The organism is Drouetiella sp. (genome assembly GCF_059504425.1).
Map to the genome: position 1 here is coordinate 1 of NZ_JCACIN010000076.1, position 14,039 is coordinate 14,039.

At 51.6% G+C, this 14,039-nt stretch carries 17 protein-coding genes and 2 pseudogenes; 3 read left to right on the plus strand and 16 right to left on the minus strand.

Annotated features, from left to right (window positions below):
* On the minus strand, nt 1–317 hold a 317-nt coding region (locus tag AC5JMP_RS17855; protein ID WP_495852841.1), incomplete at its 3' end, for a hypothetical protein.
* On the opposite strand from AC5JMP_RS17855, the gene AC5JMP_RS17860 reads away from it, so the two are divergent.
* Nucleotides 307–468 carry a hypothetical protein gene (locus AC5JMP_RS17860; protein WP_495850480.1) on the plus strand — a complete coding sequence of 54 codons (162 nt, stop codon included), beginning with the start codon at nt 307–309 and terminating at the stop codon, nt 466–468. The two genes, AC5JMP_RS17855 and AC5JMP_RS17860, sit on opposite strands and share 11 nt — an antisense overlap.
* A gap of 37 nt (nt 469–505) precedes the next feature.
* On the opposite strand, the gene AC5JMP_RS17865 is transcribed toward AC5JMP_RS17860, so the two are convergent.
* Nucleotides 506–673 (minus strand): hypothetical protein, encoded by a 168-nt coding sequence (locus tag AC5JMP_RS17865; protein ID WP_495852842.1) that lies wholly within the window; start codon nt 671–673, stop codon nt 506–508.
* Between the two features lie 88 nt (nt 674–761).
* Here AC5JMP_RS17865 and AC5JMP_RS17870 point away from each other — a divergent pair, with 88 nt between their 5' ends.
* Nucleotides 762–1,178 (plus strand): transposase, encoded by a 417-nt coding sequence (locus AC5JMP_RS17870; RefSeq protein WP_495852843.1) that lies wholly within the window; start codon nt 762–764, stop codon nt 1,176–1,178.
* A 196-nt stretch (nt 1,179–1,374) separates the two neighbouring features.
* Nucleotides 1,375–1,494 (plus strand): annotated as a pseudogene (locus AC5JMP_RS17875) (VOC family protein); the annotation flags it as partial.
* A gap of 26 nt (nt 1,495–1,520) precedes the next feature.
* Here AC5JMP_RS17875 and AC5JMP_RS17880 read toward each other — a convergent pair.
* The 14 genes and pseudogenes from AC5JMP_RS17880 to AC5JMP_RS17945 form a co-directional block, all read right to left on the minus strand.
* Nucleotides 1,521–3,659: a prolyl oligopeptidase family serine peptidase gene (locus tag AC5JMP_RS17880; RefSeq protein ID WP_495852870.1), complete on the minus strand. Its 2,139-nt coding sequence runs from the start codon at nt 3,657–3,659 to the stop codon at nt 1,521–1,523.
* A gap of 139 nt (nt 3,660–3,798) precedes the next feature.
* Nucleotides 3,799–4,986 carry an extracellular catalytic domain type 1 short-chain-length polyhydroxyalkanoate depolymerase gene (locus AC5JMP_RS17885; protein ID WP_495852844.1) on the minus strand — a complete coding sequence of 396 codons (1,188 nt, stop codon included), beginning with the start codon at nt 4,984–4,986 and terminating at the stop codon, nt 3,799–3,801.
* Nucleotides 4,987–5,001: 15 nt separating this feature from the next.
* On the minus strand, nt 5,002–5,376 hold the full coding sequence (locus AC5JMP_RS17890) for a nuclear transport factor 2 family protein (RefSeq protein WP_495852845.1): 375 nt from the start codon (nt 5,374–5,376) through the stop codon (nt 5,002–5,004).
* 66 nt (nt 5,377–5,442) lie between these two features.
* Nucleotides 5,443–5,844: a RidA family protein gene (locus AC5JMP_RS17895; RefSeq protein ID WP_495852846.1), complete on the minus strand. Its 402-nt coding sequence runs from the start codon at nt 5,842–5,844 to the stop codon at nt 5,443–5,445.
* A gap of 83 nt (nt 5,845–5,927) precedes the next feature.
* A complete protein-coding gene (locus AC5JMP_RS17900; RefSeq protein ID WP_495852847.1) occupies nt 5,928–6,674 on the minus strand; it encodes a CPBP family intramembrane glutamic endopeptidase in 747 nt (248 codons plus the stop codon).
* Between the two features lie 150 nt (nt 6,675–6,824).
* Nucleotides 6,825–7,616 carry an MBL fold metallo-hydrolase gene (locus AC5JMP_RS17905; protein WP_495852848.1) on the minus strand — a complete coding sequence of 264 codons (792 nt, stop codon included), beginning with the start codon at nt 7,614–7,616 and terminating at the stop codon, nt 6,825–6,827.
* 437 nt (nt 7,617–8,053) lie between these two features.
* Nucleotides 8,054–8,323, minus strand: a complete 270-nt coding sequence (locus tag AC5JMP_RS17910) for a hypothetical protein (RefSeq protein ID WP_495852849.1) — start codon at nt 8,321–8,323, stop codon at nt 8,054–8,056.
* A 7-nt stretch (nt 8,324–8,330) separates the two neighbouring features.
* Nucleotides 8,331–8,723 (minus strand): MBL fold metallo-hydrolase, encoded by a 393-nt coding sequence (locus tag AC5JMP_RS17915; protein WP_495852850.1) that lies wholly within the window; start codon nt 8,721–8,723, stop codon nt 8,331–8,333.
* A gap of 444 nt (nt 8,724–9,167) precedes the next feature.
* Complete coding sequence (locus AC5JMP_RS17920) at nt 9,168–10,001, minus strand: alpha/beta fold hydrolase (RefSeq protein ID WP_495852851.1); 834 nt, start codon at nt 9,999–10,001, stop codon at nt 9,168–9,170.
* Between the two features lie 197 nt (nt 10,002–10,198).
* A complete protein-coding gene (locus tag AC5JMP_RS17925) occupies nt 10,199–11,134 on the minus strand; it encodes an alpha/beta fold hydrolase (RefSeq protein ID WP_495852852.1) in 936 nt (311 codons plus the stop codon).
* Nucleotides 11,135–11,194: 60 nt separating this feature from the next.
* A pseudogene (locus AC5JMP_RS17930) lies at nt 11,195–11,472 on the minus strand (SDR family oxidoreductase); the annotation flags it as partial.
* Between the two features lie 196 nt (nt 11,473–11,668).
* Nucleotides 11,669–12,424 (minus strand): SDR family oxidoreductase, encoded by a 756-nt coding sequence (locus AC5JMP_RS17935; RefSeq protein WP_495852853.1) that lies wholly within the window; start codon nt 12,422–12,424, stop codon nt 11,669–11,671.
* A gap of 88 nt (nt 12,425–12,512) precedes the next feature.
* A complete protein-coding gene (locus AC5JMP_RS17940; protein ID WP_495852854.1) occupies nt 12,513–13,481 on the minus strand; it encodes a zinc-dependent alcohol dehydrogenase family protein in 969 nt (322 codons plus the stop codon).
* Between the two features lie 77 nt (nt 13,482–13,558).
* Nucleotides 13,559–13,945 (minus strand): nuclear transport factor 2 family protein, encoded by a 387-nt coding sequence (locus AC5JMP_RS17945; protein ID WP_495852855.1) that lies wholly within the window; start codon nt 13,943–13,945, stop codon nt 13,559–13,561.
* Nucleotides 13,946–14,039 lie beyond the last annotated feature (94 nt).

Below are 14,039 nucleotides of genomic sequence, written 5' to 3' on the forward strand. Positions count from 1 at the left end.
TTTTCTCTAAACCCCTGCCCAGTCAGTCTCTCAAGACTTTTCTGCACCACTAAGGAAGAAGCCCGTAGAGCAGGAATGATGACACGACGATACGCGCTGCGAGATGACCAGTGGGAGAGGATCAAAGACTTACAACGGTTGTTGAATGAGTAAGCCACAATTTGGTAGGCTAAGTCATTCCAGCCAGATAGAAAATAGCTACTGATGCCTGCTCCCTTATCTATTGATTTATGACAACGAATTATCGCTGCATATGAAGCCAAAGAAGGCTCACAACGGCAACTGGCAGAACGCTTTAAGGTGAGCTTGTCTTTCATCAGAGATCTGAGACGACACCATCGTCAAACAGGTACAGTGCAGCCTAAGCTGCCTGGGGGAGCCGTTGCCAAGTTGGGAAAAGAGCAGTTGCTCATCGTCGAAGCCTTAGTCACGGCTCAACCGGATGCTTTACCTCAAAGAGTTGTGTGAACGCTTTGCTGGACAAACTGGGATAGAGGTGAGCCTATCAACGATGCAACAAGCGGTGTGCAAACTCAAGCTCAGCGTCAAAAAAACACTGATTGCGGCTCAACAAGAGACACAACGGTTCAAGGATCTGCGGTTTGCTTATCGCCTGTGGAGTTTCACCATCGACCCCCGCAACTTGGTATTCATTGATGAAATAGGCATCCATCTATCCCTCACTCGCTTGTATGGTCGCGCCCCATTGGTGAGCGCTTGTATGACAGTGAGGCTCCTGGCAATGGGGGCAGAACATCTCGTTGTACGCCCTTGGCGGAGCGAAGCTCTATGGGGGCATGAGTATCGATGGATTAATTGCCACCCTGAGTATCGTTGGCAGTGTCAACACCAACGTGTTCTTGTTCTATATCCAAGAGATTCTGATTTCTCAATTATGGGTCGGATCCATTATTGTCATGGATAACTTACCCTTTCATCATGCTGCGGTCATTCAAGAGGCAATCGCAGCAGTCGGAGCAAAAGTTGTGTTCTTGCCTCCTTACTCCCCCGACCTTTCACCCATTGAATTATGTTGGTCAAAACTCAAGCAGCTTCTGCGATCGGCTAAAGCTCGAACCAAAGAAGCACTTGATCAAGCGTTAACCCAGATTATCAATGAGTCTTTTTCCGATGATGATGCCCTGGGTTGGTTCGCTCACTGTGGCTTATTCATTTGAAAACCGCTGTAAGAACGTCGGGAGCTGGATGCACCGAAAGGCGCACGTCCAGATCTAACAGAGAGGGGCGAGGCATAATAGCCTCCCTCGACTCTATCTGGACGTGCCAATTTAGACCTGCTGAGCAAACGCTTTATCCTTACTTCACAGGCAGTACCTGTAGAGTAATAAACCTTCTGGAGAAGGATTTCAAGAGCACCAAAAGTTGGGAAGAGTCGCGCATCTTCACTTGGCATTTACGGCTGAGAATCGCCAGCAAGTCGAAGCCTTCTATCGCGCGGCTCTGGAGGAGGACTGTAGAGTTAACCCTCACTTCAAGGAACCATCGTGATTCGATTTCGCCTACTTCACCTTCAGACCCGTCCAATGAGCCGCAAAAGCCCACATATCCGCCGTTTCCTCAATGATCTTGTCGGTGGGCTTGCCTGCTCCATGTCCCGCGCGTGTCTCAATGCGGGCAAGATGGGGCTTGTCACCAATCTCTGCTGCTTGGAGCGCGGCGACATATTTGAAGGTGTGCCCTGGCACCACGCGATCGTCTGTGTCGGCAGTGGTGGCAAGGATCGCGGGATATACCTTGCCAGACTCGATGTTGTGATAGGGCGAATAGCTCAAGAGGTTGCGGAAATCCGCTTCCTGTGCCGGGGACCCAAACTCGTCTACCCATGTTTTCCCGCTCGTGAACTGGTCGAATTGGAGCATATCCATGACACCAACCTGGGGCAGCGCAGCGGCGAACAAATCCGGTCGCTGATTGACCACTGCGCCGATCAGCAGTCCGCCATTCGATCCGCCCTGAATTGCCAAGCCATTTTGGGGCGTGAAGCCCTGCGCCTTGAGATACTCACCTGCCGCAATGAAATCGTCGAAAACATTCTGCTTGTTCTGACGACGACCCGCTTCGTGCCATGCCTTGCCATATTCGGAGCCGCCGCGAATGTTAGCAACAGCGTACACTCCGCCCTGTTCGACCCATCCCAAATGCTCCGGCGAGAAAGCGGGAAGTATGGGGATTCCAAATCCCCCATAGGCATAGAGCAGGGTTGGTGCCGAACGGGTCACATCCTTGCGTCGGACGATAAACATCGGGACACGGGTGCCATCCTTTGACGTATAGAAACGCTGTTCGACTGCGATCTGGCTGAGATCGATCGCCACCTTGGGTTGTGCCCACACCTGTGCCGTGTTGCTGGCGACATCATACCGATAGATCACGTCGGGAGCGTTAAAGCTGGTGAAGACGAAGAAGGTTTCTGGGTCGTCCTGGTTGCCCTTAAAACCGCCAGCGGTGCCGATACCGGGCAGCTTCACTACCCCATCAGCCTTGCCATCCAGCTTGTAGCGTCGAATTTCCGTCTTCACGTCAGCCAGATAGGAGATCAGCAACCGTCCAGCGACCAGCGACGGATTGAGCAGAACCGAATCCTGCTCCGGCACCACATCCCTGATCACTGGGTCAGCAGCGGCGATGTCCATCGCCACGACCTTGAAGCGCGGTGCATCCTGGCTAGTCATGAGGAAGAACTTCGTCCCCACATTGCCGACGACACCCCATTGATGATCGAGATTATCGACCAGCTTGCGGGGTTTCCAATCGGCGCTCTGGAGATCCACCACGGTCAGGGTGTTGGTTGCTGAAATGGGCGTAGAAGCAATCGCGAGATAACGCCCGTCTTCGGTGATGCTCAAGGTATGCAGCATGTTCGGCTGATCCGGGTTTGTATAGACCAGCCGATCTTGCGCCTGGGGGGTGCTGATCGCATGAAAATAGACGGCATGGTTGGCTACGCCCGCCTGAGATTCGTTGCCCTGCTTCGGCTCCGGGTAACGGGCGTAGAAAAAGCCAGATCCGTCCTTCGTCCATGCGATGCTGGTGAATCTCGCCCATTTGACCTGATCGTCGAGTACCTTGCCCGTGTTCACGTCCAGTACCCGAATCGTGCGCCAGTCGGTACCGCCATCCTGCACTGCATAAGCCACGCGCTTACCGTCGTCAGATACCGACCATTCGGCAAGGGCAGTCGCCCCGTCCTCTGCCCAACTGTTGGGATCGATCAACACACGCCCTGCGCTATCCACGCTGTCACGGACATAGAGAACTTGTTGGTTCTGAAGTCCGGAATTATGGAAGTAGAAATACCGCCCACCCTTTTTGATCGGAATAGAGAACCGCTCATAGTTGTACAACTGCTTCAGTCGATCCCTGAAGATATCTCGACCTGGCAGCGTATTGAAATGAGCATGGGTGACTTTGTTCTGGGCTTCGACCCAGGCGGCGATATCGTTGTCGTTGCGGACATCATTTTCTAGCCAGCGATAGGGGTCGGCGATCGCCTGTCCGAAATGTTCCTCGACAACTTCGACTCGCTTGGTTTCAGGATAGTTAATTGTAGTAGGCATCATTGTTGTAGACTCCGAGCAAGCGGAGGCGAAATGGGTGGTAAAGAGTAGCGCGATCGCGAAAAGAGTTGCGCGGCGCATCGGTATCTTTTGAATCACTTTACTGTTCTCCAGTCGTTATTAAAAATCGATCGAACGACTGACGTAGGATTGCTCGATAGTGGCAGATTGATGTTTTAATGGGACTGTAAATGAGTCCTCTCAACAGGAACCGTTGATCCTAAGTCGTGCGTAGGTGGTTTGCGATCACATAGGTTGTTAGAAGGAACTTTAGATAGGGTAAACTTCTTTCAAAACGTTGCCCCAATTGACTATGACTTCGGGTGGCGCTTGACGAAATCCCAGATAATGGCATTGGCATCGGGACCAGCGTGATCGATATAAATGCCTTCTCCGGCAGGCCCTGGCCAGACGTGCTCCATATCCTGGACGAAGTACGACTCGACGAGAGACATACCCTCCGGCGCAGTGATGGTGGTGTTGTGTACGAATGCCTGCCTTGTTCTGAAGGCACCGTTGTCGTCTCTTCGACTAGGTTCAGGCTGTCGTTGAGCAGACCGTCATCAACGAAGTCAGCTACCGCAGTCCAGTGAGCAACCAGACGAGTGGCGACGAGGGGCGGAACGACGGCATCCTCCTCACCTTGGATGACGAGCAGCGGCACCTGCCGCGCCCGATCGCCCATCTGTGACCACGCCTGACGTGCAGTGTAGTCCGGTGGTGTGGAGTTGGGGTCGTCTGGGTTCACCTGGTTCAACCCATACTCACCCCCCGCAACCGATGTCACCGTTGCGAAAACATCGGGGTAGGTCACAGCGAGAATAACGGCGGCACCTGCACCCGACGAGGCACCCGCGACATGCACTTGGGCTGGGTCTGCGTTGTACTCCTCGACCACCTGACGGGCAATGCCAGCGAGAAGCGCAGGTTCTCCGCTGTAGCGGTGCTGCTCCCGTGGGTCAGTCGAGTTCCAGCAATTGATCAGGTTGCGAAACATCCGTTGCGTTGGGTAGACGACGATGAAGCCTTCGTGGTCAGCCAAGCGGTTGAACTGCGTCGTAGACTTCATCGAGTTCCAACCATAACCCGTCATGCCGCAGCCGTGAATCGCCATTATTACTGGCAGTTGAGTCGTGCCATCAAACTGAGGCGGAAGGTGAACCTGGTAACGTAGAGAACCGCCATCGCTTTCGTACAGATGATTGTGGTCTCCTTCCTGCATCCACCAGGGGAGTCCGAACTGGAAAGCCGCAGTGACGATGCCGACAGTGGCTATGACTGTGACGAGGATGCTGGAGGTGAGCCAGAGCGATCGCCATCGCCTAAAAGGAAGGTCTGACCGCAACCGATCGGATTTAATCACCTTTTTCAAGTTTAGTTCTCGCAAGTGATGAGAAATTTTTTTCATGGTAATCGATTCCTTTTATGCCGCGTTGCTGTCATCCTTGACCTTGGTTTTGATCACAAAAGCCTTTAATTCGACCATCTTGCCGCCGCGAAAGCACCAGACATCGCAGTACGAGTAATGAGCCGCCTTCCCGTCTTCATCCTTGATTGTGATGTCGCCGAGTGCCGTGACGAAATCCCCCTCAGCGATCAAGTTCGTAACGATATTCAAAGGCGGTTCCACATACTCCGTTGCCATCCATTGGCGCACAGCTGCTTTTCCTTTCAGGGTTTTGTCGCCGACAAATGTCCATTCCGTGTCGTCGGTGCAGAACGACAAGAATCCTTCGTAGTTACCTTCAGCGATCGCTGCGTTTGCCGCTTCTAAGATGGCTTTGTTGTTGTTTGACATCCAAATTTCTCCTTTGTTTAAGTGGATATTTTAACGGAGCCGTCTCTGCTGCCACTGATGCGAAACTCATGGAACAATTGCAGTAACGCGGATTTCAATCCGCATCGTTGGAAGTCCAAGAGCCGCGACTCCTACCTGTGTCCAGATTGGGGCATGGTTGGGCATGTAATGGCGAAATAGCCTGACCATCACTTCGTTAACTTCTGGGGGCAACCCACCAACATGGTAAGAATTGACATGGACAACATGCTCCCAGCCCGCCCCGGCAGTTGCCAAGGTTCGCTCTATGTTCCGAAACGCTTGAGCGATCTCGTCCGCAAGCGTTTCGGGAATTTGCAGATTGTCATTCCAACCCCCTTGACCGGATGTCTCCACGCGATCGCCAATTTTTACTGCTTGCGAGTAATGCAAGTTATTCAGCATGTATTCCCCATAACCAGGGGTGATAAAGAACTTGGGCTTATTCATGGTGTTCCTCATGTAGTACGTTTGACTCCATCTCGCATTGCTAGACAGCTTGCAAGATCTGATTGACTTGAGGCGGTGCCAGGTCAGCCCGTGCTGGTGAACAACACCATGAGCAGAAACGAGGGCAGGTTGAAGACGACGTGGACGACGAGACCGGGCCAGATCGATCCACTGCGACGAAAGACCTCGGCGGTAGCGAGACCCGCCACCACGGCAGCGGGGAAGATGTTGTTGATCCCATGCATGAGAGCGAAGATCACAGTGCTGCCCACGACCCCAACGAACGGACCGTAGCGCAGCAGCGCGTTGGTGACGATGCCGCGATAGAGTAGTTCCTCGCCAAGGGGTGAGAAGACGGCGATGAAAAATGTCGTTAAAACCAGAGAGAGTACCCCGCCGCGAGCGCCATCTCCGTAAACATCCTGGACATTGTTCGTGTCCCCGGTGACCTTGATCCATGCCAAGATCGCAAAACTCTTGAGCACGAAGGCAACCACTCCGACTCCAACCCCGATTAGGAGCCAGCGAACAGAGGTGCGGCGCACACCAAAGGCGCTTAGGGAACGAAGCCGCAGCCGCACAGCCACCGTGAACGCCATTAGCGTGGCGACACCCGTCCACGAAGTCAAGATCAGACCGTAGACTGCGGGGTCAAGACCAAGTCGCTTAAGCTGCGAGACACCGACGAACGCAACGATCGCGTAGATAACAAGACCGACAACGATCTCAAGCCAGCCCGGACGGGAGACTTTGTTGTATTCTGGAAGAATCGAGGGCGCAGCGAGGGTCTTTTTTAACTTTCGCTGGTGGTGAGGGGGAACTTGAGGCATGGTGATGACCGCCTTAGATTTAGTGACTGATCGGTTCAGGATCGGTCTTGGTTATGACTCGCCGGACACTTTGTTTTGCACGAACACATCCTGACTTTTGCAGTTTATTGACGCTGCGCTGCTGGTTTCATCCTTGACTTGTAGCGACCATCAATCCAATTCAAACCATGTGCCCGGTTCCTGTGTTGTTGCTCGGATTTGGAACTCCCGCGATTTGCTTTGAAGACGCTCGACGGGATGCGGTGTCTCAACATAGGCTCCCGCTTTATTCAATGATGCGTAATGGATTGGTACGACTGCTTCTGCATGAATGATGTGGGCTGCAATCGCCGCTTCCTCTGGAGTCAGTGTCGCTTCCAATGGACTCGGCGGTTGAAGATGAGGCAAGTCGCATATCGGGGCGTTGATTGGCAAAAATGCGACGTTGAAGTGCCTGAATCTGTGCGCAATTCTCCACCAGAAGCCATGGAATAGTGTATCGCCAGCGTGAATGATCCGCCGTCCGCCGCATTCAACAATCCAGCTATACTGTGGATCTCCAAAGCCATCGACAGCAGGGGCCGAGAACATTTGAAAAGGCCCGACTTGACGCTCTTCCCAGATCCCTACAATCTCGACCGCAAGTTTGTTGCGAGTAAACTTCGATTCTGCGATCGAAGTCATTTTGAGATCGTCCTTGTCACCAGTGGCAGGCTCAGGGCGGAAAACTGGAGCACCCTCGCGAAGAATGTCTGCCAGAGCATCAGGATCCGCATGATCAGCGTGGAGATGCGTGAGAAGTGCGGCAGTAGCATTTCCACGATTCGATGCTGCTGGAAACGGCACCTCAGAGCTACGCAGCAGAGGTGCCATCGGTGATTTGTCCTGCACGTAATCGATAACAAGGGTTTCACCGTCACATTCGATTTCGACCCCAGCCCAACCCAAACGTCTCAACCTCATTGCCTTTTCTCCTTTATAGTCATAGGGTGAGCATCGCCCACGATTTTGTAAAACCTTTCACAGTAAGGTTTTGTGGGCAGTGCCCACCCTACTGGCTTGCTGTCACCCCTGCCTAACAGACCGCTGCAAACAGACAGGTAATTTTCCAATTTTGAGCATTGCCGATCGTTCCCGCCATGCCTGCTGGGAGTGTGTCTAGGGCGTTGGGAATGATATTGCTTGTGATGTAGCGAGAGTTTGTACGTTTGAGTGCATCTCTCTAATCTTGTGCTTTTTCAAGGCTGCTAGAGATTTGTGTTCTCATCGTATTGAACTGTGTTTCTAGAGTAGTAGAGTAGTCATTCATGAAGTTTTGCTCAATAGCTTGAAGTTTGCTCGAATAGTTGTGGTGCGATCGCAACTATCATCAAGTTGCTAAAACGATTGCTATGAATCCTTTAGGGTTCACGCCAGCGGTAATCCTCTGGCACCCAGGCATAACCTTGATCTGCTGCCCGAAGGTGTCCAACGCCGGGAAAGGGCAAATGTGCGCCTGCTACCAAAATCCGGGATGCTTCCGCTCTCGCAAACTGTTTTTTGCGTTGTGCCGCAGCAGCATTGGCATCGACATCATAAGCAACTGTAATTTCTGGCTTGGGAAATTGCACCGAAGCAAAGTGAACAATATCGCCCCAAAACTCGATGCTCTCACCCTTGCTTGCCGCCACATAGCAGCTATGACCAGGAGTGTGTAGGAGTGTGTCCGGGTGTGGGATGCGCGGTGATTCCCGGTAGCAGGGCTGTCTTGCCAGAAAACGATTTCACCTTGTCTGCATCTAAATAAGGTTTGACAGTTTTCGCGGCTTCGTCAAAGTACTTTTCAGCAACGTTGAATCGTGTGGCATTCGCTCGATCAAACCAGAAATCGACATCTGGCTTACCGACATAGAGCGTGGCGGCAGGAAACACCCGTTTCCCCTGTTCGACCAGCCCCCCACTATGATCGGTATGAATATGAGTCAGAAGAATTGCATCAATTTCGTTAGGTGTGTAGCCTGCTGCTTTTAACGATGTTTGAAGCTCGCCACCCAGTTTTGAACCAAAAAAGGTTCCGGCTCCTGTGTCCACGAGTACTTGTTGATCTCCCGTGTCGATCAGGAAAGCATTAATTGATGTCTCGACAGGATTATTCAGAAAGTTTTTCTGAAGCAGGCGATCGGTTTCTATTGGGTTCGTATTCGACAGCAGCGTATGTATAGCCCTACGTAATTTAGTTAGGACAAGTTATTTTTTGAGAGCCGCGCTCCGCGCGGCTCTCAAAAAATAACTCATTGGATCTAAGCGCGTAGCGCTATAAATCCTGGGGGAGTGTGCCGTCGCTCAGGGCTGTAATTTTGAAATCACCTAACTTGAATGGATAGACACCTGGCACTTGAGCGATCGCACTTTTGCCTGGTGCTATCGTTGGAAAGCTACAAGAGGTCACAATCATTAGCACTGTGGTTGCAACCGCTATCATCAGTCTAGAAAACATATTAGAACCCTTTTAGCGATAAAGGACTCGATCGATAATCACCCCTGAAGAAAGTCTAGTAACACGGGATTGACCTGATTAGCGTGAGTCCAGTTGATGGCGTGCGGACCATCAGGAATGACAACAAGTTGACTGTTTTTAATCAGCTTTGGGAGTCTTGCTGCGGTGGACTCAAGCGGCAAAATGCGATCACTGTCTCCATGAATGATCAGGGTTGGCACATCAATGCGGGGTAGATCATCACGAAAATCAGTCAGCCAGGAGGGTACACAGTCCAAAGTCCCTTTAGCAGAAGCCCCTACTGCTACATTCCAACTTGCCTGAATTGCTTCATTGCTAATCCGCTTACCCAGCAATACATCAACATTGAAGAACGCTTTGAAAAATGCAGAGAAATAAGCTGGACGGTCTTCAACGATCGCTTTCATAATGCCATCGAAAATGCTTTGATCAACACCCTCTGGATTGTCGTCCGTCTTTAACAGAAACGGTGGAACAGGAGCCATCAGCACGGCTTTCTGCACCCGCTCTGAGCCGTATTTGCCAAGATAACGTGTGACTTCACCTGTTCCCATTGAGAAACCGACCAGCACGGTATTTTGCAAGTCAAGCTTGGTCATCAGCACGTTCAAATCTGCGGCAAAGGTATCGTACTCATAACCAAACGAGGGTTGGCTGGAAGCACCGAATCCTCGGCGATCGTAGGTAATTACTCGATATCCTGCATTCAGTAGAACTAAAACCTGCTTCTCCCAGGAATGTCCGTTCAATGGAAATCCATGAATCAGAACAATCGGTTGCCCTGTCCCAAGATCTTCGTAGTAGAGATCGATGGTTGCAGAATTTTCTTGACCAACAGTAATGTAAGGCATGAGAGGTCTCTCCGTTGTAAATTGATAATGTGTTTTTGTCTGTTGCATCACAATTGTTATGCAGCGATCGAGCACCGTCTTAACAATGCTGTGTTCAGCAATCTTCAGGATAGGGCAAGCATCACATTGCGTACCATCGTTTCAGGACAACAAGAAGCCTCCATTGTTGCTTTCAGCGATCGCCGCGGTTGCCTCTTCTAAGATGGCTTTAATTCTGCTTCGGTAGCCAGCGCGGTACTCAGTCTTGTGCAATCACCTTCAAGACGCAACGTTGATCCGAGCGTTCTGTCGAGGAACGCTCGGATCAACGTTGCTACCTCCTCTGCATGAGTCTCCAGCGCGAAATGTCCGGCGTCGAGTAGGTGAATCTTTGCATCTGGGAGATCTCGCTGATAGGCGGCAGCACCAGCGGGCAGAAACGCCGGATCATGACGACCCCACACGGCGAGAAGCGGCGGACGGTGCTCGCGAAAGTAGGACTGGAAGGCTGGATAGAGCGCGACGTTACTGCGGTAGTCGAGGATCAGATCGAGCTGGATCTCCTCCGCGTCTGGCCGCCCCATATAGGCGATGTCGAGTTCGTAGCCGTCGGGCGACAGAAGGGTTGGATCGGCTCCGGTCCCATACTGCCAGCTCCGGATTGTGTCCGGTGCGAGTGAGGGTCGGCAGGCTTCCCGGTTCGCTGCGCTCGGCTCGCGCCAATAGGACTCCCACGCTCCCCATTCGTCACTGAAACCCTCAAGGTAGGCGTTGCCGTTCTGCGAGACGATCGCAGATATCCGTTCAGGATGGCGCATCGCCAGACGCAGACCTACTGGCGCACCGTAGTCGAAGATGTAGAGTACGTATCGATCGAGCGACAAAGCATCGACGAAGCCCTCAATCACGTTGGCAAGGCGGTCGAACCTGTAGTCAAACGTCCCGCGTGGCGGTGCCTTGGTCTGTCCGAAACCAGGTAGATCCGGCGCGACGAGCCGAAAGCGATCGGCAAGCAGAGGGATCAGGTCGCGGAACATGTGGCTGGCGGTCGGAAAGCCGTGCAACAGCAGTATCACTGGCGCATCGCTTGCCCCCGCCTCGCGGTAAAACACTTCGACATCGCCGACCTGTCGAAACCCATAGCGTATTTTCATCTTTTTTCCTTTGATTGCGCGTGTAAAAGTTTTGATCTGCTTCGGACTAAACTTCGACGCTCAGATTTGGAATCCGCCGGACACATCCACTACATTGCCGCTGATGTAGCCAGCGTCTGAACTTTCGAGGAAGCAAACGGTCGCCGCTACCTCCTCCAAGGTTGCGATCCGGCGGATGGCGTGAAGATCCATGATCGCTTCCGCTGCTTCCGGCAATTTGTCGGCTGCGGCTGTTGCCATGTCCGTCGGCATGATACCTGGCTGCACACAGTGATGTTGCGCGGACCAAGATCGCGCTGGACACCTTTCGCATACCCTACGATCGCCGCTCCTAAACCGCGAGAACCACCCGTTACCAGTGCAACTTTGCCTGCAAGTGTTGTCGTCATGATGGACTCATTTAGATGTATTACTGCTCAATCAAACACGGCGTATTATCGGTACGCCCATGAGAAACCAACGGCACGGAGAGTGATCGAGCGGATGATGCAGGTCGATCGCCACTTGGTCGCAACATTTCGCACTGTCGTTCGCCTACTGCGCTACAAACCCACCATCTACCAGCAATGTTGCACCTGTTGTGAACGATGCCAGGTCAGATGATAAAAACAAAACTGCATTTGCAACTTCAAGCGGTGTGCCAATTCGTCCGATCGGGTGAAGTCCTGTTATGTAAGCTTTGGCTTCATCCTGCCCACCTGTAGCGGCTTCAAGCATATCTGTTTCGATTGCTGCTGGTGCAACGGCATTAACGCGAATCCCCGCTTTGGCATATTGGAGCGCAGCAGCTTTTGTTAAGCCGACTACCGCATGTTTACTCGCGGCGTAGAGGGGTTGAATAGGAAATGCAACGATTCCAACCGCAGATGCCATATTGACGATTGAACCATTCCCCTGTTTCAACATCTGAGCGATTTCATATTTCATCGACAACCAGACGCCTTTGACATTGACGTTCATCGTGCGATCGTATTCCGCTTCTGTTTGCTCAATCAGTGAAGGGTTTTCGCCGACAGTTCCTGCATTGTTAAAAGCAATATCTAACCGACCAAAAACGTCAACCGCTTTATCAACCATTGCTTCAACATCAGCTTCTTTCGTGACATCTGCTTGCACAAAAACAGCCTCTCCGCCAGCTTCCTTGATCAACCGAACCGTTTCTTCACCTTCATCCATTCGGCGACCCACCACCACCACCTTGGCTTGTTGTTGGGCATAGGCGATCGCCGTTGCTCGACCAATTCCCGATGTGCCTCCGGTGACTAACGCCACTTTATCTAGCAGTATCATTGTGCTTCTCCTATTTCAATCAATATTGACCTTCAGCACAAAATCAAACTCCGATCCGTTTAGCAATTACCAACCTCGTAAAGCTGGTTTAATCTTCCGTAAATTTCAGCACGATCTTGCCCCGTGTTCCTCCCTGCTCTAGACGCTGATGTGCCAGAACGACCTGATCCCAAGAAAATACTGAATCAATCACTGGGCGAAGCTGATGACGCTCAATGAGTTTTGTCAAAGCCTCTAATTTTGCTCGGTACTGGGGTGAAAGAACAAAATGAATCGTCAGATTCTTGCCCCATGCTTTAAGAAGCGATTGCGGTATTGCAATGTCTACAATACTTGTAAGCGTACCAAAGGGACGAATGATTTCTAGACTACGCTGAATTGTTTCACCGCCGATCGTATCTAGAACTAAATCCACACCCAGTCCATTTGTTTCCTGACGAATGACTTCTACGTAATCTTCATTTTTGTAATCAATCACCCGATCTGCGCCCAGTTCTGTCACGAAATCTCGATTTCTAGAACTACACGTTGCAAAAACGTATGCCCCTATCGCTTTGGCGAGTTGAACTGCGATCGAACCCACTCCACCCGCACCCGCATGGATGAGAACTGTTTCACCAACTTGTAGATTGCCCCTAGCCACTAGACAATCCCAAGCAGTTCCTCCTGCAAGCGGAAAAGAAGCTGCTTCAATGTGCGATAGATTTGCAGGCTTCAATGCAACAATCGCTGCATCAGCCACATGATACTGAGCGTAGCTACCGAATTCTCCAAAAATTTGCGGCGAGTAATACACGTTGTCTCCCACCTTGAAATCAGTCACAGCTTCGCCAACTGCCTCAATCACCCCTGAAACATCGACTCCAAGGATGGCGGGTAATTGAACCAGTTCCTTGTAATCACCACGACGAGTTTGGTAATCGACCGGGTTAATCGAGGTTGCACAAACTCTGACTAACACCTGATCCGCCTTCAGTGTTGGTGTGGGAACCGTTTGAATCTCAAACTTCTCAGCATCACCAAACGCAGTTAACACGGCTGCTTTCATAGATTCCATCTGTGCCAACTCTCCTTGATTTAGAATAAATAGTGCCGTTGTACAAATCGGCCTTCACACTACCAGCACTCAACTGTTCAGAACATCGTGTTATCGTTAGCCGACGCTTCCGGGATAGTCTGAAGCACGTCCCAATGCTCGACTATCTTGCTTTTATCATCCAGGCGGAAGATGTCGATGCCTGCCCAGTCGTTGTCGTCTGGCCATTGTTGGTAGCAATGCAAGACTACATAATCGCTTTCAGCGAAGACGCGCTTAAACTGGACACACTTGCCCGGATATTCTTTCGCCATCCTCTCGAAATATTCGATGAAAGCCTGCTTCCCGTCGGCCACCGCTGGGTTGTGCTGGATGTACACGTCGCCAACATATTTCTCGATGGCTTCTGCGGGCTGACACTGATTGAACATCAGGTCATAAAATGCTGTGACCGTCTGTTTGTTTTGCTTAAGTTTAGCCGTCATCCGTTCCACACCTCACATCACCCAAAACGCCCAACGGCTCAAAGCAGCGGCAACAAAGAAACTCGAACGCAGCGCTAGCGGCTTTAAACCGTCT

Bases quoted from the DNA above. Each gene is read 5' to 3' on its own strand.
- AC5JMP_RS17905 (WP_495852848.1), bottom strand. From the start codon at position 7,616: ATGAGGTTGAGACGTTTGGGTTGGGCTGGGGTCGAAATCGAATGTGAC.
- AC5JMP_RS17940 (WP_495852854.1), bottom strand. From the start codon at position 13,481: ATGGAATCTATGAAAGCAGCCGTGTTAACTGCGTTTGGTGATGCTGAG.
- AC5JMP_RS17865 (WP_495852842.1), bottom strand. From the start codon at position 673: ATGGATGCCTATTTCATCAATGAATACCAAGTTGCGGGGGTCGATGGT.
- AC5JMP_RS17895 (WP_495852846.1), bottom strand. From the start codon at position 5,844: ATGAATAAGCCCAAGTTCTTTATCACCCCTGGTTATGGGGAATACATG.
- AC5JMP_RS17900 (WP_495852847.1), bottom strand. From the start codon at position 6,674: ATGCCTCAAGTTCCCCCTCACCACCAGCGAAAGTTAAAAAAGACCCTC.
- AC5JMP_RS17935 (WP_495852853.1), bottom strand. From the start codon at position 12,424: ATGATACTGCTAGATAAAGTGGCGTTAGTCACCGGAGGCACATCGGGA.
- AC5JMP_RS17925 (WP_495852852.1), bottom strand. From the start codon at position 11,134: ATGAAAATACGCTATGGGTTTCGACAGGTCGGCGATGTCGAAGTGTTT.
- AC5JMP_RS17920 (WP_495852851.1), bottom strand. From the start codon at position 10,001: ATGCCTTACATTACTGTTGGTCAAGAAAATTCTGCAACCATCGATCTC.
- AC5JMP_RS17890 (WP_495852845.1), bottom strand. From the start codon at position 5,376: ATGTCAAACAACAACAAAGCCATCTTAGAAGCGGCAAACGCAGCGATC.
- AC5JMP_RS17945 (WP_495852855.1), bottom strand. From the start codon at position 13,945: ATGACGGCTAAACTTAAGCAAAACAAACAGACGGTCACAGCATTTTAT.
- AC5JMP_RS17885 (WP_495852844.1), bottom strand. From the start codon at position 4,986: ATGAAAAAAATTTCTCATCACTTGCGAGAACTAAACTTGAAAAAGGTG.
- AC5JMP_RS17880 (WP_495852870.1), bottom strand. From the start codon at position 3,659: ATGCGCCGCGCAACTCTTTTCGCGATCGCGCTACTCTTTACCACCCAT.